The organism is Paenibacillus vietnamensis (genome assembly GCF_020169515.1).
GTDB lineage: Bacteria > Bacillota > Bacilli > Paenibacillales > Paenibacillaceae > Pristimantibacillus > Pristimantibacillus vietnamensis.
In genome coordinates this window covers 103,661-123,478 of the sequence record NZ_JAHMHW010000016.1, presented here as the reverse complement: position 1 = coordinate 123,478, position 19,818 = coordinate 103,661, and the positions used below count along the sequence as shown (strand labels likewise).

Sequence of the window (19,818 nt, the reverse complement as noted above, 5' to 3'; positions counted from 1 at the left end):
ACTGCGAAAACGTCAAATTGACGGTGGGAGACTCCAGAATTAAGGGGCCTAGCCGTTTTTAAATTCAGAACATGTTTAAATTTGCCTTGTGATTAGTTAATTATTCCGAAAGATGAGGCTACAGAACAAACACCCAATCAAACCACTCAAACGGCGCATAACCTACAACGTATCAAGACATTTGGAGGTGTATGGATTAATGAGTTGCGGTAATAACGTAGGCGGCGCATTTAATAATAATATTGGTTTCATTCTGGTACTGTTCATCTTGCTGGTTATCATCTCTTGCAGCTGTGGTTTCTTTGGCGGCGGCTACGGCGGAAACGTCGGTGGGGTAGGCGCTGGCCCTTACGGTAAAGGTTATTAATTACACCATAATATCGAATAAAACTCATAAAGCCCTGATAAAGGGCTTTATGAGTATTTATATCTCTCCAGACTTCTAAACCTTATAAGCCTTCATTGCCTTCCTAAGCTCTTTCCAGCTTGGGCGCTTGCCGTACATAAGCACGCCGGTGCGGTAAATTTTTGCGGAAATCCATACGGCGACGTAGATCGTTACGAGCAGGATGCCGATAGAAGTAATCACCTGCCATACCGGCGGATCGGTGAGACCGAGCCTCAGCATCATGACGAACGGCGAGAAAAACGGGATGAACGACGTCACCTTCACAAGCGTGCTGTCCGGGGTGCTGATGCTGAATATGGAAATATAAAAGCCCGCCAGCGACAAAATCGTAATCGGCATGACCGCCTGGCCCAAATCCTCCGTGCGGCTGACAAGCGAGCCGACCGCCGCGAACAGTGTAGCGAAGAGGAAAAATCCCGTCAGGAAGAAGAGTACCGCATAGGCGAGCAAAGCCGGATCGATGTTGCTCAGATCAATGTTGAGATTTCCGAGCGCCATATTGTTGTGCGGCATCGATATGTTCCCGATGATGACGACGACGTAAATCGCGATTTGGAGCACGACCACTACGAACATGCCGAATATTTTACCGAACATTTGCTTAAGCGGCGATACGCTCGTAATGAGAATTTCCATGACGCGCGAGCTTTTTTCGGCCGTTATTTCCGAGGCAATCATCTGCCCCGAAATCATGACCGCCATGAACAGAAGGATGATAATAAAATAGATAAGCCCCATATTCACAGCCTGCTCTTCCGGCGATTTTCCGTCCCCAAGGCTGCCTGCACCTTCCGCCGCCGAAATTTGCACCGTATCGATGTCGATCGGGGCATTAAGCAGCGCCAGCTGCTCTTCCGTCAGCCCTGCGTTCTGCAGTATTGTCGATTGGCGGATCATTTGAAGCGCGCCCTGCAGCGAGCTCGTCATTTCGAATTCCATGAGCTTCTCCGATTTGTAGGTCATTTCCGGGAAGCCGCTGACCGACATCTCGCCAAATTCCAGGTAACCTTTAATCTGTTTATCCGCTATGGCTTTCTTCAGCTGCTGCTCGTTCGCTCCTGCCGAACCCTTATCCTCGAACGGGACCAGCATCAGGCCTGGATTTTCCTGCGCTTCGAAAAACGCCTTCAACTGATCGCCCGTTGCCGAGCCCTGCGCCAGCTCCGCCTGCTTCGACTGAATGTAACCGATATTCGTTACTTTATCGCCGCCTCCGAACTGCGAGAAAATATACGGAAGATTAATGCCGATACTCATAATAAGTGCGATAATAATGGTCGTGATCAGGAATGCTTTGCCCCGCAGCTTGTTTTTTACCGTGAATCCGACTACCGTCCAAAAGCTATTCATGACTGTCACCGCCTACCGTTTTAATAAAAATTTCGTTTAACGTCGGTTCCTTGATCTCGAAGCGGGTAATCGCCGACTGCTCTATCGCGTGACGCAAAATATCGCCGCCTGCCGCCTCGTTTGCAATGCCTAGCTCATAGCCGTACTCATGCCGGATCACGTTCGTAACGCCGGAGATCCGCTCAAGCCCCAATACTTCACTTTCCGTGCTGAGAATGATGCGTTCCTTCGGAAATTGTTTCTTGATTTCCTTGATATTCCCTTTCAAAACAACGTTCGACCGGTGCAAAATCGTAATGTTGCGGCAAAGCTCCTCCACATGCTCCATCCGATGCGTGGAGAACAGGATGCTTGTGCCGGAATCGCGGAGCTCTTTGACCGTCGACTTCAACAGCTCGACGTTGACCGGATCAAGACCGCTGAACGCTTCGTCCAGGATGATGATTTTCGGCGCGTTAATGACGGAGGCAATAAACTGGATCTTCTGCTGATTGCCCTTGGACAGCTCTTCGACCTTCTTGTTGTAATATTCCGGCACCTCGAACCGCTCGAGCCAGCGCTTCAGGCTGGCATCCGCATCCCTCTTCGACATGCCGCGCAGCTGCGCCAGATAGATCAGCTGGTCGCTTACGCGCACCTTCGGATATAAGCCTCTTTCTTCCGGCAAATATCCGAGATTTTTCAGCTGGTCGCTGCTGTAGGCTTTGCCATGATACAAAATTTGACCTTCATCCGGATATATGAGGCCGAGTACCATCCGCATCGTCGTTGTTTTGCCTGCGCCATTCGCGCCGAGCAGCCCGTAAATTTCCCCTTCGCCAACCTCGAAGCTGATGCCGTTTACTGCCGTTTTCTCCCCGTATTGCTTGACGATTCGATCTACCTTCAATGGATTCATGATTTTGCTCCCTTCATCGTTACGATCTGTTGCTCAGCCGGTCCTGAAGCATTAAGGCGCTCATAATCTCATCCAGCTCCAAAGCCTGCCTTCCTATTAGCTGCAAGCCTTCCCGCAAGCACCAGGCTTCCGTTTCGGCTGCCTTGCTAGTCGTGATGCGGTAGGTCGAACCGCCGGCATGCTCGACTCCGCATTGCCCCGGAGCAGCGGCCGCCAGCTTTGCCGTCAGCTGCTCCCCGCTTACGAAAAACGTGAACCAGCTGCCAAACAGCTCATCCTTCTCGTACATGCCAAGCACTCTGCCCTGCGCCATAAATACGATAAAATCGGCAAGCCGTTTCACTTCTTCAATAATATGGGAGGACATCAGAATCGTCCGGTCGCCTGGCTCCATATAGCGATGCAAAATATCGATCATCGTTTTCCAGGCCAGCGGATCCAGCCCGGAGGAGGGCTCATCAAGCAGCAGCAGCTCCGGCCCGTGCGCCAGCGCCAAAGCAAATTCGAATTTGCGCCGCATTCCCTTCGACATTTTCCCAAGCGCCTGATGATCGTCAACGCCCAATATTTGCAGCAGCTCGCGGTACCGGTTCACGTCCCAACTTTCGTACCAGAAGCGGTGAAAATCGGCTTTTTCCGTCCCCTTCATGCCATCCTCGTGGGGGAACGGCTCATCGGCCAAATAACCGATCCGCTTCTTCAGCTCCGTTTCATCGCCCCGGCCGACCGGCGCGCCAAGCACCTCGATCGTGCCTTCCCCGGCTTTATTCAAATCCAGCATGAGCCGGAAGGTCGAGCTTTTCCCGCTGCCGTTCGGACCGACAATCGCCGTGATATAACCTTTAGGTACCATTAAATCCAGCGGTCCAAGCCGAAAGTTCGGCCTCTTCTGTATAACGCCTGTCAGCTGAATGGCTGTTTCCCCGAACATGGGCTCCCCTCCCCTTTATTCGTAATGCTTGCTTATCGTGTCATCGAACAAGGACCTCAGCTCTTCCTCCGGGCACTGCACCCGCTTTGCCGCGGCGATCGCCTGCTCCAGCGCTTCGATGACCGCGGCGAGTCGGTGCTTGTCGCGCTCCTGCTCCTCGACCTTCGCCACGTAAGTGCCTGTGCCCTGCCGTGTACGCAGCAGTCCTTCCTGCTCCAGATCGTTATATACTCTCTTCACCGTAATAACGCTGCATTTGACGGTTTGCGCAAGCTCTCTGATCGAAGGAAGCAGCGTGCCCTCCTCCAATTGCCCGCTAACGATCAACGCCCGCAGCTGCACTTCGATCTGATGATAGAGCGGTTCGGCGCTTTGCTCGTTAATTTGTATGGGCAGCCGCATGGCCTCACCTTCTTTCCTGCTAATTCATGTAATTGCGTTCCGTAAGCCGCTTCTCGATCCGGTTTGCCCCGACGAACAAAGCAAGCGCCCCGACAGCCGCCGATGGAAACACGATCCACCAATCGCCGTTCTCGATCAGCCGGAGCGACGTCATCACAATGTTGCCCGCATGCAGCAGCGTCAGCCCGATGGATAAGCCGAGCAGCACCGCCAGATACACGCAACTGTACACAAAATACATTTTGCCGGAATGCCCCGTTTCCCAATACGCATAGATGACCGCAATGACGAGCGAGTAGCAGAACCAGCATAAAGCATGTACCGCGAAATGCACGCCCGCCAGCTCCGTTCCCGTCATCCGGATAATCACATACTGCAAGGTGAAAAAGAGAAGCTGCAAGGAAAACAGAGTAATTGTCATTTGGATCAGCCTGCCGACTGCGATCTGCTTCGGCGAAATCGGCAAGGTACGCCATTGGGCCAGCTTTCTCGAATAAGAATCCAGCTTCCAGTAGCTCATCATCGTTTTATTGAACACAAACCCAAGCAAGGGGAGCAAGGACATAAATATAAAATCCGTCGCCCAGCCAATCCACGGACTATCCTCGCCTTCGATTCGCTGATTGTATAACGGAGCCGTAAACAGCAGCAGGTAAGCAACAAATCCAATCGAAAAAAGCGTCTTCCACCGGTCCCTTTTCATTTCATGCTTGGCGAGGAACCAAGCTCCCTTCCAGTTGCTCACGGCATTTGCTCCCTTCGGCTGTACAGTGAATATACTGTATATATCTTTATACACAGTATATTCACTGGATACACCTTTGTCAACGGCTGGAAAACAAAAAAACCGCTGCCCGCAAAAGAGTAAACTCTTCTGCGAGCAGCGGCTCCCTATCCCTATTACCAGCCTAATATAGCGTCCAGCATCGGCTTCGTATGACCGCCTGGATACATAAGATAAAGCAGCACATACACCGTTACCCCAGTTATCGCCGTAAAAAACCAGACGATCGAGGTCACCCTTCCTATCTTGCGGTGCTTCGCGAACTTTTTCTTATAGCCCAGCGTAAGCGTTGTGATGCCGAATACGGCTCCAGCTGTAGCTAGCGTAATGTGGAACAGCAGAAACGTAACATAGAACGGCTTCAGACTGTCGGGACCGCCCCATGAAGTATTGCCGGAAATAAGCGTCCTCGACGAATAGATGATAAAAAACAATATCGCGGTCACGGCCGCCCAAAACATCATCCGCTGATGCTCCTCCAGCCGCCTCATCACCGCAAGCCTCCAGCCGATCGCAACGAGAATCGCGCTGATTACGATGAGCGACGTGCTGATCGTCGGCATTAACGTGTAAATATCCAATGGTACCCCACCCAGTCCAAAATAAGGTTTACATCCGCTAAGCGGTTCCGGTATTCGGGTTCGTATTCGGCAGCTCATCCTCGGTATGCTCGCGCTTGAACCACTGCTTGAAGATATACGCAAGAATGATACCGTACATCAGCTCCTGCACGAGCTTCATGACGATCCCCCCGAGCTGCTGATCTTCGACAACGTCCATTAAGTTGAAAAACTGCGGACCGCTGAAGCTTTCCAGCAGCCGGCTCGGATCGCCGGTCACGCAATACCCCATCGCCGTCACCCATACGTTCGGATCGCTGTATATGGCATACATCGAACTTTTGGCAAAAATAATGAGAGCGCATGCCGGCGACAGCAGCATCCCGTTGGCGAACACGTACGCCATCTTCTTCAAATCGGTAAGCCTGTTCCACTCGGGCACGGGGCAAGCGATTTGCCACCACATGATGAAAGCGGTGATAAAGAGCACCAAATAATAAAGACGATGCACCGTGAAGTGCGTCATCACATAGTCATGTACAATTGGAATATGGTAGATCGAGAATAGCATATTAAAAAGCACAAGCGCCGCAATCGGATGCATCAGCCAGCTTAGCTTTTTCCAGAAAGAGGCCTCGAACATTTTTCGCCAAATAAAAGCCGGCACGCCAAGGAGCACCATAGGCGGCACAATCAAATACGAGATCGACATATTCACCATATGAAAAGTGAACATCATATGGCCTAGCAGGTTTAGAGGCCCCCCATGCACCAAATAAACCAGAACGGCAGCGGACACAAAAAGTGTCTTCTGCTTAACCGTTGCAGCCGGCTCCTGAGGGAAATGCTTCTCTTTCCATGGACCGATCAGATAGAAATATAGAATGACAATCGCAGCCATTCCAAAGAAAAACAACGGGGTCCACAATTCTTCGAAGCGGAAATACTGTAAGCCAAGCATCGTGGAAGCTCCTTTCAACTGCAATTCGAAGCGTAATGATACGTTACATAACTTTGAAAAAAGGAGGGACCCAAACCAAAGGGACCCTCCTCCAACATTACGACAAAGCGATTACCACCAAGCCCAATACTCAGCCATGATAACGCAAGTAAATACGATGAACACGCCGGATAAAATTCCAATGATCGCATAAGTGTGACCGCGATCCTTCATATGCATCCAGAACGCCATTTGCACGAATACCTGCAAAATAGCCAAACCTACCAAGATAATGTAGGTAAAATCTTTGTTGATTTCTCCGCTGATTACGGTCGCAAATGCGATGAACGTAAGCAGGACGGAGAAAATAAACGCGATAACATGCTTCTTCGGTCCTTCGACCTTATGCTTCTTGGTGTTTTGCTCTGTGGCGGAATGATTGCTTGCCATCGATTAAACCACCTTTCCCATCAAGTAAACGACGGTGAAAATGAATACCCAGACAACGTCGATAAAGTGCCAGTACATGCTGGCTACGTATACCTTCGGAGCGGTTGTTGTATTAAGGCCTTTCTTGAACAGCTGCGCGATAATAAGCGAGATCCACAGAATACCGAACGCAACGTGCGCGCCGTGGAAGCCGACAAGCGTGTAGAACGAGGAGCTGAATGCGCTCGTCGTAAAGCCGTGGCCTTCGTGCACATAGTGGTAGAACTCGTAAATCTCGAGGCCAAGGAAGCCTGCACCCAAAATTACGGTTACGATCAGCCAGTTAATCATAGCCTTCAGGTTATGCGTATGAAGGGCATGAACCGCGAATACGCTCGTCAAGCTGGATGTTAAAAGCAAAGCTGTTGCGATCGCTACGATCGAAAGCTTGAACAGCTCGTTTTCCGTAGGACCGTCGAGCACTTGATGGCGAAGTGCCAGGAACGCTGAGAACAACGTTCCGAACAGCACCGTTTCGCCGCCAAGGAATAGCCAGAAACCTAATACTTTATTGCGTCCCTCGAGGGTCGCCTTCTCGGGCTCATGAGGCAATTGCCCTTCTACATGCGAATGCGCGCTCATGCTTTACCCCCCTTATCTCTGAGGATTTCTTCTTCTTCAATATGGAAGCCGTGGTCGTCATAAACGGACCGCAGGAACATACAAGCGAACACGATAAGCAAACCTGCACCGGCAATGATGTAGCCCGTATTGATCGAGCCGACCATGCCCCAATCCTGCGCGTACATAAATCCGAAGCCGGCGATGAAGAAGCCCAGACCCATGAAGAACGGCAAAATCGAAGGAGACGGCATATGGATCGGACCGATTGGCTCAGCAGGCGTCATGCCGCTGTGTCCGTCCATTTTTTCTTTCCAGTAAGCGTCATAACCGCGGACAAGCGGCGTTTGAGCAAAGTTGTATTCAGGCGGCGGCGATGGAATCGTCCACTCCAGCGTACGGCCGTCTTCCCACGGATCCGCTGCTGCGTTTTTCGGTTTGGCGGATGTTACGATCACGTTCAGAATGAAGAAGATCGTGCCAAGACCCATCAAGAGCGCGCCTACCGTACTGATTGCGTTCATTTCGTTAAAGCCCAGACCGTCCAGGTACGTCCAAATACGGCGCGGCATACCGAGCAAGCCCAAGAAATGCTGAATGAAGAATGTCAAATGGAAGCCGATGAAGAACGTCCAGAACGTCAATTTGCCAAGACTTTCGTTCAGCATGCGTCCGAACATTTTAGGCCACCAGTAATGCAAGCCTGAGAAAATACCAAGAATCAAGCCGCCTACGATAACGTAGTGGAAATGCGCTACGACGAAGTACGAGTCATGGTACTGGAAGTCGGCCGGAGCCGCCGCCAGCATAACGCCGGTAACGCCGCCCATTACGAACGTCGGGATAAAGCCTACCGCGAACAAATTCGCTGTAGTAAATTTAATTGAGCCGCCCCACATGGTGAACAGCCAGTTAAAGATTTTGATACCGGTCGGTACTGCGATAAGCATCGTCGCAATCGAGAACAAAGCGTTCGCAACCGGACCGAGACCTGTTGTGAACATGTGATGCGCCCAAACCATGAAGCCCAGGAAACCGATCAGGATGGTCGCAAATACCATGGAGCTGTAACCGAACAAGCGCTTGCGCGAGAATGTGCTTATTACCTCGGAAATAACGCCGAAGGCCGGCAGGATGAGGATATAAACCTCAGGATGCCCGAAAATCCAGAAAATATGCTCCCAAAGTACGGAGTTGCCTCCGCCCGATGGATCAAAGAAGTTAGCGTCGAAGATCCGGTCGAACATAAGCGCCGCGAGACCGACAGTCAGAGCCGGGAACGCGAACAGAATCAAAGCGGATGTAATGAAAGCCGTCCAGGTGAACAGCGGCATCCGCATAAAGGTCATGCCCGGAGCGCGCATGTTAATGATCGTAACCAGGAAGTTGATACCGCCGATCAGCGTACCGATACCGGCGATCTGCAAGCCTAGTACATAATAATCCATGCCGTGCGTACTGCTGTATGTCGTTCCCGCAAGCGGAGCGTAAGCCGTCCAGCCCGCATCGGGAGCGCCTCCTGTGAACCAGCTTACGTTAAGCAAAACGCCGCCGAACAAGAATGTCCAGAAGCCCAGCGAGTTAACGAAAGGGAAAGCAACGTCGCGTGCCCCGATTTGAAGCGGCACGACCGCGTTCATTAGCGCGAACAAGAGCGGCATCGCTGCAAGGAAGATCATCGTCGTTCCGTGCATCGTCAGAAGCTCGTTGTATGTATCCGCGCTTACGAAATCATTCATCGGCTTCCACAATTGAATCCGAATAAGAATAGCTTCGAGTCCGCCGACCAGGAAGAAAAATCCGCCGGCGATCAGATACAATATTCCAATTTTTTTATGGTCAACCGTCGTCAGCCAGTCCATTAACCCGCTGTAACGTTTGACCGTATGCGAATGCGCATGAGCCAAAGTAGGTACCTCCTTCAATCACCGATAAATTATTGTTCGTAGTTAAGCTTAAGTTCGGATAAATATTTTGCAATACCTTCGATTTCCTGTTCAGTCAAATCATAAGCGCCTGTCATTTGGTTGCCCGGCTTAACCTCTTCCGGATTGCTGATCCATTTGTGCAGGTTGTCGTAAACTGAACCTTCGTTCTCGTATTGCGGATCATCGGTGTTAACAAGTATACCTGCAACGGATTGTCTCGAGCCGATGCCAGTCAGGTTAGGATATGCCGGTCCGCCCTTGTCGCCTACAGCGTGGCAGGAAAGGCATTTGCTTTCGAATGCAGCCGCGATAGCAGGATCGCTTGGAAGAGCAACCGGCTCTTGAATAGCCGCTACCCAACGGTCGAAGGAGGACTCGTCCACCGCTTTTACTTTAAAGTCCATCAATCCGTGGGAAGGTCCGCACAGCTCGGCGCACTTGCCGAGGTAAACGCCTTCTTTAGGAGCTGAGAAATGCATGAAGTTTACGTTCGCGCCGGGATTTGTATCGATCTTGCCGGCAAGCGACGGAATCCAGAACGAGTGAAGAACATCTGCGGATTTCGCTTCGATTGAAATCGTTTTGCCCGTAGGAATAATTAGCTCCTGAGCAGTCTTGATGCCGTATTCCGGATACTCGAATTCCCACCAGTATTGATGTGAAGTCACGACAACCTTAACCGCTTCCGGATCCTGGCTGTAGTCTTTCGACAGGTTAAATACGGATTGTACGGTCGGAACGCCAAGAATGATAAGCAAGATGATCGGAATAACCGTCCAAATGATCTCCAGCTTGTGGCTTCCTTCGACTTGCTTCGGAATCGTTTTGTCTCCCGGACGTCTGCGGAAACGAATAATGACATAGAAAGATATCGCAAATACGATAATGACGACGAATGCCATGATCGTAATTGCCAGCTTCATCAGTCCGAATTGTTCTTCCGCTACAGGTCCCTGGGGATTCAGCGTCGACAAGTCAGCCCGTCCGCATGCCGCTAGCACTAATACCATGAAGGCCATTAGCGGTGCAAGCCGTTTTACAAATTGCCACCGTTTCATAATTAATCAACCCCACTTTTGACGTTTTCGCAGCTGCCTTATATCACGTGGCAAGCGGCCGGCTGCGTGTTTCACAGATGTTATTACAACTCCTGCAACTTAAATCACTTTATTAAATATAAAGTTGAAGACCCTATTTGTCAATGTTCCACAGAGAGTTCACAAATTGTTCTCAAAGCTGTCAAATCCGCATCACTCCGGCGTTTTTGCGAGTCTCTTCCGCCTTCATCGCGCAGGCTCCTGCCGCTGCCTTCCTCCCCTACATTGTGCACCAAACCCATGGTCAATTATGTATGTGGACCAAAACGTATATTTAAACGGTCCGGGCAAAAACTAAAGTCATTATCCGAAGAATGGGGGTCGTTTCTTTATGGTCAAACGAATGGCCGCTCTGCTTCTGACAGCGGCTGTGCTGTCGGCGGCAGCCGGCTGCAATTATGAAGAGCTTGCCCAACAAAGCGATACGGACTACGGCAGCCGTCAGGCGAATGATCCGAAGATGCTTGGCGAAAGAGCTTACGGTCCGATGACGAATAATCCGCATCAGCATGACAATGCCTTTTTCGAATACAGCTCCGCCATTTCCAATAAAGTATCGACTTTGAATGGCGTCGCCTCGGCCATCGTTATGCTTACCGACAAAAATGCTTACGTCGGCCTCATGCTGGACTGGTCGGCGGTAGGCACCAAGAACAACGGCGGCACGAACGAGCAGGACAATACAGGCACGAACGAAGGCGTATATAATGTAGATACGGGAAGTCCGTACGGCAACAGCAGAGCTCTTGTCTATCCTTACAATTCCTATTTCTCTGTCAATGACGTGAACGATTTGTCCAACGAGCTGAAACAAACGGTCGCCAAGCAAGTGCGCCAGCTTGCACCTAATGTAGAGGAAGTGCACATTTCCGCCAATATGGAGCTCGTGAACTATTTCAATGAATTCGCCAAGGAAGCATGGGGCGGCCGTTCTCTGATGCCTTGGATCGATACGTTCAATACCGTCATCAAATACCATTTTGCCGGAGGCAAAATTATGCCGCCGCCTCTTACACAGCCGGGCACCGTTAGCCCTTCGGAATCCCAAATGGAGCGTTAATCTAAGGCGTTCGACGCGGTTAAAAAAATCGCTTCTATTATATATATACGTTTTAAGAGCCGATTCTAAACGGCGGTTATTCACATAAAAAAGGTACCCCCTCGTTCAGCTCAGCCGCTGACCGTTTCCTTGGGAGTACCTTTTTTTAAACCTTACCGCATCGGAGCAAATCCGCTTACCTCTGCCAAAATCGCTTCCGTCCGGGCAAGCACGTCATCCGATAGCGTCAGTTCAATCGCTTTTACGTTCTCCTCGATTTGCTGAGGCCGGCTCGATCCGATAATGGCCGAGCTTACATTCGGCTGGCGCAGCACCCAAGCCAAGGCGAACTGCGACAGAGTTGCGCCCTGCTCCGCTGCAAGCCGCTCCAGCTTAGCCGCCACCTCGAGCACATCCTCGCGCATATAGCTGTTGATAACGCCGTTCGTCCGTTCGTTCGCCGCGCGGCTGTCTGCCGGAGCCGCTTGGCCCGGTTTATATTTGCCCGTCAGCACGCCTTGTGCCAGCGGGGAAAAGACGACTTGTCCCATGCCAGCAGATTCGCATGCCTGGATGACTCCGCGCTCGATATAACGCTCGAACATATTGTAAATCGGCTGATTCGATACGAGCTGCCTGAGGCCCAGGCGGCTGACCGTCGCAGCTGCGTCCGCAATTTGCCCCTCCGACCACTCGCTGATGCCTGCGTACAAAATTTTCCCTTGTGCCGTTAAATCGTCCAGCGCCCGAAGAGTTTCTTCGACCGGCGTTTCCGCATCGAAGCGATGACACTGGTAGAGATCGATATAGTCCGTGCCAAGCCGCTTCAGGCTCGCCTCGCACTGCTCGACAATATGCTTGCGCGACAGCCCGCGGTCATTCGGGCCTTTTCCCATCGGGAAGAACACCTTGGTGGCCAGCACGTAGCTGCTTCTCGGATACGCTTTCAAAGCGTCACCCATCACAATCTCCGCTTCGCCGTTATTATAAGCGTTAGCAGTATCGAAAAAATTGATGCCCAAATCGTAAGCCTTATGAATGCAGGACTTTGCCGTTTCTTCCGCCGTCGCGGTTCCATAAGTCAGCCAGCTGCCCAGTCCGATCTCGCTTACCTTCAGACCGCTTCTTCCCAATCTTCTATATTGCATCGTTTCAGCTCTCCTCTTCCCATTCAGCTTCCTTCCATAGTAGTGTAAAGCAGTTTGTCCGCTTTTAAAAGTACGGAATGATTTTTCATTTTATAATCTATTGTATATATACTATACTTAAGATTAGCATTAGATTATCGATAATAGAGAGGAGCTGTCAGAATGAGCGCACACAATTATATACCGAAGGAACCGGAATACATCGAATGCAATATCGAGAGGACGCTTGACGTTATCGGCGGAAAATGGGCCTTTCTCGTACTCAGGGAGTTGTTTTGCGGCACAAGGAGATTCGGGGAATTGCAGAGGCTGATTCCGGCCGTCAGTCCGAGGGCATTGACAAGCACGCTCCGCCATCTTGAAGACAAGGGCGTGCTTGAACGCCACGTATTTCCCACGGTTCCCGTTACGGTCGAATATACGTTAACACCTAAAGGCAAGGATTTGCACCATATTCTAAAAGAAATGAAGCTTTGGTCCGCCAGATGGACATAATCATTCCTGTAATTGATCCTGCAGGTGACCCATGCCCGCTTGGAACCTTTCCAGCGCCGACTCATACACGCGCCGGTCGCTTTCATTGCGGGCCAGACCTCCCAAGCGGATCAGCTCCGCCTCAAATTGCTCGGTCAGCATAGCGACTCTGTCTCGCGGCTTCGGGTGCGCTTTGCTTTCCGGGTATTGGCGCAAATCTCCTGTCTGCACCGATAAACGCCCATTGCCGTCTATTTGGCCCACGAATACATCCTGCAGGCGCACGTTTTTCCGCTTAAGCTCATGAAGAAGCTGCTCTTTGCTGCAGTCGGTTTTCTCCAGCGCGTCGGCTTCGATCTCGCCGTCCATGATAACGGTTTGGGCCACGTGCTCCTTGCCGACCTTCCAGCCCAGCAGCTCGGGGGTAATCGGCTTATGCTCCTTCTTCAGCATCACATTGATTTCCCCGCTCGGCTCCATCACCGCGAACTCGACGTCCGCCATGCGGAAGACGTCTTTTTTGCGCAGCTGCTCGAGCAGCTCGTCCACCGTCAATCTTTCCTTAAACAGCTTCTGCTTATCCAGCTTTCCATTCTCGATCAGAACGGTTGCGTTGCCGTCAACGATGTCGCGGACCCTCTTGCTTCTCATCGTCAAAAACTCCATGCCGACCGATATGGATACCCATACCGCAAGGGATACGATTCCGAGATACCAAAGATTATCCAGATCGAGCGATACATAGGCGGCAATGTTGCCGATCGAAATGCCCGTTATGTATTCGAACAGAGACAGCTGGGAAATTTGCCGTTTGCCCAGCACTTTCGTAAGAATAAATAGAATGGTGATAGCGGCAAGCGTACGGACGATAATTTCTAACCAATCCGGCATGTTCATTTCCCCTTTCCATACCTATAGTGTCCAGAAAGGATAAAGTCATGCGCAAACCGGTCAACAGCGCAAACCGGTCAACAGTTGCATTGTCCCAGGAAATGAAGTATAATGATCAAATATGTGATATTTAACCTCAGCAATCCTCCATAAGATTTAATGATTTCCTCGAATTATGATGTCTTTCGTTAATTCCCAGAACCTGTTTCGCAATGGATTTCTGATTCACACTGGAGCGGTCATCGGAGCCGCGAGGACGGAAGAGAGGCAGGGCTTCCGTTGTTTTGGAAAACGAGTGTTTGGCAACTTGGTATACATGTTGTTGGCTGTTAACAAGAGGATTCCAAACGGCCTTTTATTCCTGAGGGATAAAGAAAGGTCCGGTTAAATATTAGATGCTATAAGGGCTGCTCTCCGGCGCAAATTGTGCTGGATGGGCAGCCCGTCCAATTTTCAGGGATAGATGTTTTATTCGTTAGGACACCCGCTTGCGGCAAAATGTCCCGAGCGTTCCACCTTCGTCTCCAAATACTTCCGGTTATGCTCCGAACGATCCCCCCACAGCGGAATACGGTCCGTCACGTCGAGTCCTGCCGCCTGCAGCGCGTCCAGCTTCTTCGGGTTGTTCGTTATTAGAGACACCTGCTTCTTCCTAAGCGTCTTCAGCACCCGGATCGCATCCCCGTAATTACGGGCATCGTCCGCAAAGCCAAGCTTCACGTTCGCATCCACCGTATCGTAGCCCTGCTCCTGCAGCAGATAGGCCATCGCCTTGCTGAACAAACCGATTCCTCTGCCCTCATGGTTCGCCAAATAAAACAATGCTCCCGCACCTTTGCGCGCGATCATCCGCATCGACTCGTGCAGCTGAAAGCCGCAGTCGCAGCGTTTGCTTCCGAAAATGTCGCCCGTATGGCAAATGCTGTGCATCCGGATCCACGCCTCGTCCGCTCCGGCGAAATCCCCGTACACCAGCACGCTGGACTGCTGCATTTCCGCCAAATTAACGGCCGACAGCTTCGCGATGATTTGCCCGGCATCCTCCAGCTTCTCCTTACAGAGCAGCCAGCAATACCAGCCGAAAATCAGCTCCTCTCCATCCAGCTGAACCGGCAGCCTGATCGGGCCAACCAAATAGATGATACCTTCCTTCGCTTCGATAACCTGGATTTTGTGATCCACGATAGACACGGCTTCCGTATGCATAGTCGCTTGCTCCTACTCATATAGACTTTGGGATATTATGTTCCCGCCGGCCGTCCGCTATGCCCTCTCGAATGGCGAAGTAGGAGGGATCGGAAGGCGAAGCAGGAGGGATCGGAAGGCGAAGCAGGTCGGGAATATGGAAAGGTGATCGACGATAACTGGATTTTGTACATCTGTTCGTCCGGAATCACCTTATACAAGGAAAATAAATGGATTTGATGTGTCTAATTTGCTTCATATCCCCCCGATTCAAGCCGATTTTATGAATTTATATACAGGGAATCCAGTTATTTCACTACTTTCTGCTGAATACTGAAAAATAACTACATCTAATCCATCTATCATCCTGAGTTGACCGGAACAACTACTCTGGCAGTTACCTTCTTGACCGATACCCTATTCCTCGTAAATCATTTTCCGCGTCATTCCGCCGTCGACCGTTATGTGCGTGCCGGTCACGAAGTCATTTGCCGGATCGGTTAAATAGAAGCAGGCACGTACGATATCCTCCGGCCTGCCGACACGCTGCGCCGGATGCTGCAAATGATCCTCATCGCGCAGCTTTCCGTAGTCCCCGGTTTCGATCCAGCCCGGGCATATCGCGTTGACGGTAATGCGGTCGGGACCGAGCGACACCGCCATCGCATGAGTAAGGGACAGGATGCCCCCCTTCGAAGCGGCGTACGCTTCCGAATCCGTCTCCGACATCATCGCGCGCGTCGACGAGATATTCACGATCGAGCCGCCTCTCCCTTTCCGCATCAGCTTTGCCGCTTCGCGGGAGCAGACGAACGTCCCCCGCAGGTTTGTATTCACGACGCTGTCCCACTCATCGATTGTCAGATCGTAAGGCGACTTCCAAGTACCGAAGCCGGCGTTGTTGACGAGAATGTCCAGCCCTCCCGCCTCCGCTTTCACTTTTCCTAGCAGCTCTACAATCTCGTCCGGATTGCTCATATCCGTCTTCTGCGTAACCGGATCATAACCGACTTCCCTCAGAAGCTCCGCCGTTTTTTCCAGGCCATCCGGATTTTTATCCGCGATGACGACAGTCGCTCCCTCCCGCGCATAAGCGAGCGCCAGCGTCCTGCCGATGCCAGCTCCGGCTCCTGTGATCAGTACGGTCATGCCTTCAAACCTTTTGAACATAATCTTCCCCTCTTCATCCCATTTTTCCTTATTGTACCTGATAAAGAGTGGCAAAGTACAACCGGCGTAAGCGGCTGAACGCCGTTCTTTGGGCGGCCAAATCGCGTTTCGCGTAGAAATAGAAGTCGAAGTCAGTTATATGACTCAAAAAAACAAACAGCCTCAGCCAAAATGGCTAAAGCTGCTTGTCCTGTTCATCAATGCGAATCGCGGCATAACAGGCGGCACGCGCCCTCGGAGGTCCATTCGTCAGGCGAAGCGGACCTCATGCTCCTTCATACGAGGGAATAACGAACCGGACGGGATTACCCGGCTTTTTGTTCGTTTGGCGAACCGGAACCGGGTTCGGACTCAGGCTCCGGCTTGCGCACGGCGCTGTGACGGCCGTCGATGCTCACCGGTACAACTCCGTCCACCGTTACGCGGCGCACGACTCTGTGCTGATCGCCGTAATCGTTAATCGCGTAATGCTGGGTCGCCCGGTTATCCCAAATCGCGACATCCCCTGCCTGCCATCTCCAGCGCACCGTATTTTCGAGACGCGTCACATGCGATTGCAGCAGCGAGAGCAGCTGGGCGGAATCCGATTTGGACAGCCCGACGATTCGCTTGGCGAAATGGCCCAAAATGAGCGACCGTTCCCCCGTCTCCGGATGAACGTGAACGATCGGATGCTCGGTCTCGTACAGCGTCGAAGTGAATACATCCCTGTAATGGCGCGAATCTCTCTCGGAAATTTGGTTGCGGTGAGCCGCATAGTCGTATTCGTTGGAGTGAACGGCCCATAGGCCGTCCACCAGGCTGCGGAGAGTTTCCGGCAGGTGGTCGTAAGCCGCCGCCGTATTCGCCCATACCGTGTCTCCGCCCGCTGCCGGCACTTCCACAGCCCGCAAAATCGAGAAAGCCGGATACGCAGCCACAAAAGTAACGTCCGTATGCCAGGAGTCGGCGCGGCCGCCGTGCTGCGAATCGAGCTCAAGCACATAACGGCTGCCGTCCTTGATCGGCACAGTCGGATGGGCAACCGCGCTGCCGAACAGCCGCGCAAGCTCCTCTTGACCCGCATCATTCAGCTGATGCTGCCCGCGGAAAAACACAACCTTGTATTTCAGCAGAGCTTCGCGGATCGAATCGACCGTTGACTGGTCCAAGTCCGCACCGAGGTTTACTCCTTTAATTTTTGCGCCAATGCGGCCTGCAATGGGATGTACCTCCACGCTGCCGTGCTCCTTCTGTTCTTGTCCCTGTCTCAGCTGCTGTGCTCCTTCCGTTACGACGCCTTGTTCGTTTTGACTCATGGCAATACCTCCTCGAATGGTTTGGCTGCCGCTGCATCCGCAGCGGGCAATGATTTATTGTTAGGACGGGAAAGCCCGTAATGACCTCGAAGCGTGTCACTCTCGTACTCCGTCCGGAACAATCCTCTCCGCTGAAGCTCCGGCACGACCTGCTGCGCGAATTCCTCCAGCCCTCCCGGCAAATAAGGAGGCATAACGTTGAAGCCGTCGGCTGCTCCATTCGTGAACCATTCCTCCAGCTGATCCGCCACCTGCACCGCCGTTCCGGCGAATACCCGGTGTCCGCGCCCTCCGGCGAGCCGGTAGGTCAACTGTCGTATCGACAAGTTTTCTCTCCTGGCCAGATCGGCGACCAGTTGATAACGGCTTTTGTTCCCGTTGATCGCCTCCAAAGGCGGCAGCTCCGGAAGAGGGCCGTCTATCGGATATTGGAACAGGTCGATGCCGACCATCTGAGACAGCTGATTCACGCCGTATGCCGGCACGGTCAGCTCGTTAAGCTGCTGCTCCTTCTCCTTGGCCTCCGACTCCGTCGGCGCAATAATCGGGCAAATGCCCGGAAGAATTTTTAATTGCTCCGGCTGTCGGCCGTACATGGCCAAACGTCCTTTCACATCCGCATAAAACTGCTGACCTTCCTCCAGCGTCTGCTGTGCGGTGAAGATTGCCTCCGCATACTGAGCCGCAAACGCCTTGCCGTCCTCCGAGGAGCCGGCCTGCACGAGCACCGGATAGCCTTGCGGCGTCCGCGGCACATTGAGAGGCCCTCGCACATGAAACCATTCTCCCTGGTGGTCGATCGTTTTCACCTTGCTGTCATCGGCGAATATTCCCGCATCTCGGTCGATGACAATGGCATCGTCCTGCCAGCTGTCCCACAGCTTCACGGCCACCTCGAGAAACTCCTTCGCACGCTCATATCGTTTGGCATGCTCAAGGTGACTTTTACCGTGAAAATTCGCGGCTTCAAAATCGCTGCCCGACGTCACGATATTCCAGCCCGCCCGCCCGTTGCTGATATGGTCCAGCGAAGCGAACTTGCGTGCGACATGGAACGGCTCGTTGAACGTCGTGGACACGGTGCCGATCAAGCCGATCCGTTCGGTGACGGCGGCGAGCGCCGACAGCAGCGTGAACGGCTCAAGGCCGGACATTGTGCCGTGACGGATGTTTCTGCCGATCGCTAGACCGTCGGCCAGAAACAATGAATCAAACTTGGCTTGCTCGGCAATTTGCGCAAGCTTCGTGAAATAGCGGATATCCGTCACCCTGTGCGGCTCCGTATCCTTGCGGCGCCATGCGGCCTCGTGATGGCCGACGCTCATCAGAAATACATTCAGATGCAGCTTCCTTGCGTTTTTCCCCATAAATTAAGCGCCCCTCTCGTTGTTTGAGTCCATTAATGGTCTCCGATCGCCTGCTTCCATGCCGTCAGCTTGCGCTCAACGAACACCAGCACATAATTCAGCACAAGTCCGATGAAGGAGATCGTAATAATTCCCGCATACATCTCTTTAATCTGAAAGCTGAACTGCGTGTACTGGATCAAATAACCGAGACCTTCCTTCGCTCCGACCATCTCGGCCGCTACCAGGACGAGGATGGACGATGCGGCCGACTGCCTCACGCCGACGAAAATCGTCGGAATCGAAGCCGGAATAATCACTTTTCGGAATAAAAGAACCGGAGAAAGTCCCATCGAGCGCGCCGACTTGATCAGAAGCGGATCTACGTTCCGCACGCCGCTGATCGTGTTAAGCAGAAGCGGAAATACGCAGGCATAAAACACGATCGCGATTTTTGAGGTTTCGCCCAGCCCCAGCAGCAAGATGAAGACCGGCAAAATGGCGAGTGCAGCCGTATTGCGGAACAATTCCAGCAAGGGATTTAGCAGCTCGGACACTCTCTTCCACCAGCCGATGGCAAGCCCGATCGGGATACTGAACACCAGCGCCAGAGCAAAGCCTCCGAAGGAGCGCGTCAAGCTGGCCGCCGCGTGATCCGTCAGATCACCGGACAGGAGCAGCTCCCACCAGGTCTGAAGGATCGCTGAGAGCGGAGGCAAAAAGGTGTTGTCTTGCAGGCCGTAGCGAGGAATCAACTCCCACAGCAGCAAGAAAGCTCCAATAGAGACACTGTTGCGAAGGATAATATACAGCCTGCGCGACAGAAGCAGTCCCCACCCCCGCAGTTCTCCTCTCCGTTTGCCCGCTTCATTCAAGCTGCCTTGAAACGATTTGCTTACCGTTGTAGATTCCGCCATG

Annotated in this window: 21 protein-coding genes; 3 read left to right on the top strand and 18 right to left on the bottom strand. The window is 52.2% G+C overall.

The window, feature by feature from the left end; all coding sequences use genetic code 11:
- The first annotated feature begins 199 nt into the window (after window positions 1–199).
- A complete protein-coding gene (locus KP806_RS22390) occupies window positions 200–367 on the top strand; it encodes a hypothetical protein (protein ID WP_224725976.1) in 168 nt (55 codons plus the stop codon).
- A 75-nt stretch (window positions 368–442) separates the two neighbouring features.
- On the opposite strand, the gene KP806_RS22385 is transcribed toward KP806_RS22390, so the two are convergent.
- From KP806_RS22385 to coxB, 11 genes are all read right to left on the bottom strand, one after another.
- Window positions 443–1,759 (bottom strand): ABC transporter permease, encoded by a 1,317-nt coding sequence (locus KP806_RS22385; protein WP_224725975.1) that lies wholly within the window; start codon window positions 1,757–1,759, stop codon window positions 443–445.
- Window positions 1,752–2,657 (bottom strand): ABC transporter ATP-binding protein, encoded by a 906-nt coding sequence (locus tag KP806_RS22380; RefSeq protein ID WP_224725974.1) that lies wholly within the window; start codon window positions 2,655–2,657, stop codon window positions 1,752–1,754. The genes KP806_RS22385 and KP806_RS22380 overlap by 8 nt, the downstream gene beginning before the upstream one ends.
- Before the next feature lie 19 nt (window positions 2,658–2,676).
- On the bottom strand, window positions 2,677–3,588 hold the full coding sequence (locus tag KP806_RS22375; protein WP_224725973.1) for an ABC transporter ATP-binding protein: 912 nt from the start codon (window positions 3,586–3,588) through the stop codon (window positions 2,677–2,679).
- A gap of 15 nt (window positions 3,589–3,603) precedes the next feature.
- The gene (locus tag KP806_RS22370; protein WP_224725972.1) at window positions 3,604–3,990 is read right to left on the bottom strand and encodes a GntR family transcriptional regulator; all 387 of its coding nucleotides are present in this window, start codon (window positions 3,988–3,990) and stop codon (window positions 3,604–3,606) included.
- A 19-nt stretch (window positions 3,991–4,009) separates the two neighbouring features.
- Complete coding sequence (locus KP806_RS22365) at window positions 4,010–4,735, bottom strand: hypothetical protein (RefSeq protein WP_224725971.1); 726 nt, start codon at window positions 4,733–4,735, stop codon at window positions 4,010–4,012.
- Window positions 4,736–4,890: 155 nt separating this feature from the next.
- Window positions 4,891–5,355: a DUF420 domain-containing protein gene (locus KP806_RS22360; RefSeq protein WP_224725970.1), complete on the bottom strand. Its 465-nt coding sequence runs from the start codon at window positions 5,353–5,355 to the stop codon at window positions 4,891–4,893.
- A 37-nt stretch (window positions 5,356–5,392) separates the two neighbouring features.
- Window positions 5,393–6,295, bottom strand: a complete 903-nt coding sequence (ctaG, locus tag KP806_RS22355) for a cytochrome c oxidase assembly factor CtaG (RefSeq protein WP_224725969.1) — start codon at window positions 6,293–6,295, stop codon at window positions 5,393–5,395.
- Between the two features lie 111 nt (window positions 6,296–6,406).
- A complete protein-coding gene (locus tag KP806_RS22350; protein WP_224725968.1) occupies window positions 6,407–6,724 on the bottom strand; it encodes a cytochrome C oxidase subunit IV family protein in 318 nt (105 codons plus the stop codon).
- Window positions 6,725–6,727: 3 nt separating this feature from the next.
- Window positions 6,728–7,345, bottom strand: a complete 618-nt coding sequence (locus KP806_RS22345) for a cytochrome (ubi)quinol oxidase subunit III (protein ID WP_224725967.1) — start codon at window positions 7,343–7,345, stop codon at window positions 6,728–6,730.
- Window positions 7,342–9,186, bottom strand: a complete 1,845-nt coding sequence (gene ctaD / locus KP806_RS22340) for a cytochrome c oxidase subunit I (RefSeq protein ID WP_224725983.1) — start codon at window positions 9,184–9,186, stop codon at window positions 7,342–7,344. Before ctaD ends, KP806_RS22345 begins: the two co-directional genes overlap by 4 nt.
- Before the next feature lie 74 nt (window positions 9,187–9,260).
- Window positions 9,261–10,313 (bottom strand): cytochrome c oxidase subunit II, encoded by a 1,053-nt coding sequence (gene coxB / locus KP806_RS22335; protein ID WP_224725982.1) that lies wholly within the window; start codon window positions 10,311–10,313, stop codon window positions 9,261–9,263.
- 367 nt (window positions 10,314–10,680) lie between these two features.
- Here coxB and KP806_RS22330 point away from each other — a divergent pair, with 367 nt between their 5' ends.
- Entirely contained in the window at window positions 10,681–11,409 is a 729-nt protein-coding gene (locus KP806_RS22330) for a YhcN/YlaJ family sporulation lipoprotein (RefSeq protein ID WP_224725966.1), read from the top strand.
- Between the two features lie 152 nt (window positions 11,410–11,561).
- Here KP806_RS22330 and KP806_RS22325 read toward each other — a convergent pair whose 3' ends face one another.
- On the bottom strand, window positions 11,562–12,536 hold the full coding sequence (locus KP806_RS22325; protein ID WP_224725965.1) for an aldo/keto reductase family protein: 975 nt from the start codon (window positions 12,534–12,536) through the stop codon (window positions 11,562–11,564).
- Window positions 12,537–12,698: 162 nt separating this feature from the next.
- On the opposite strand from KP806_RS22325, the gene KP806_RS22320 reads away from it, so the two are divergent.
- A complete protein-coding gene (locus KP806_RS22320) occupies window positions 12,699–13,031 on the top strand; it encodes a winged helix-turn-helix transcriptional regulator (RefSeq protein ID WP_224725964.1) in 333 nt (110 codons plus the stop codon).
- Here the strand turns inward: KP806_RS22320 and KP806_RS22315 are convergent, their stop codons facing one another.
- From KP806_RS22315 to KP806_RS22290, 6 genes are all read right to left on the bottom strand, one after another.
- Window positions 13,032–13,901 carry a DUF421 domain-containing protein gene (locus tag KP806_RS22315; RefSeq protein ID WP_224725963.1) on the bottom strand — a complete coding sequence of 290 codons (870 nt, stop codon included), beginning with the start codon at window positions 13,899–13,901 and terminating at the stop codon, window positions 13,032–13,034.
- A gap of 468 nt (window positions 13,902–14,369) precedes the next feature.
- On the bottom strand, window positions 14,370–15,107 hold the full coding sequence (locus KP806_RS22310; RefSeq protein WP_224725962.1) for a GTP cyclohydrolase II: 738 nt from the start codon (window positions 15,105–15,107) through the stop codon (window positions 14,370–14,372).
- A 396-nt stretch (window positions 15,108–15,503) separates the two neighbouring features.
- Entirely contained in the window at window positions 15,504–16,256 is a 753-nt protein-coding gene (locus KP806_RS22305) for an SDR family NAD(P)-dependent oxidoreductase (protein ID WP_224725961.1), read from the bottom strand.
- Window positions 16,257–16,561: 305 nt separating this feature from the next.
- A complete protein-coding gene (locus KP806_RS22300) occupies window positions 16,562–17,554 on the bottom strand; it encodes a TauD/TfdA dioxygenase family protein (protein ID WP_224725960.1) in 993 nt (330 codons plus the stop codon).
- Window positions 17,551–18,921 (bottom strand): LLM class flavin-dependent oxidoreductase, encoded by a 1,371-nt coding sequence (locus KP806_RS22295; protein ID WP_224725959.1) that lies wholly within the window; start codon window positions 18,919–18,921, stop codon window positions 17,551–17,553. Before KP806_RS22295 ends, KP806_RS22300 begins: the two co-directional genes overlap by 4 nt.
- Window positions 18,922–18,953: 32 nt before the next feature.
- The gene (locus KP806_RS22290; RefSeq protein WP_224725958.1) at window positions 18,954–19,817 is read right to left on the bottom strand and encodes an ABC transporter permease; all 864 of its coding nucleotides are present in this window, start codon (window positions 19,815–19,817) and stop codon (window positions 18,954–18,956) included.
- Window position 19,818 lies beyond the last annotated feature (1 nt).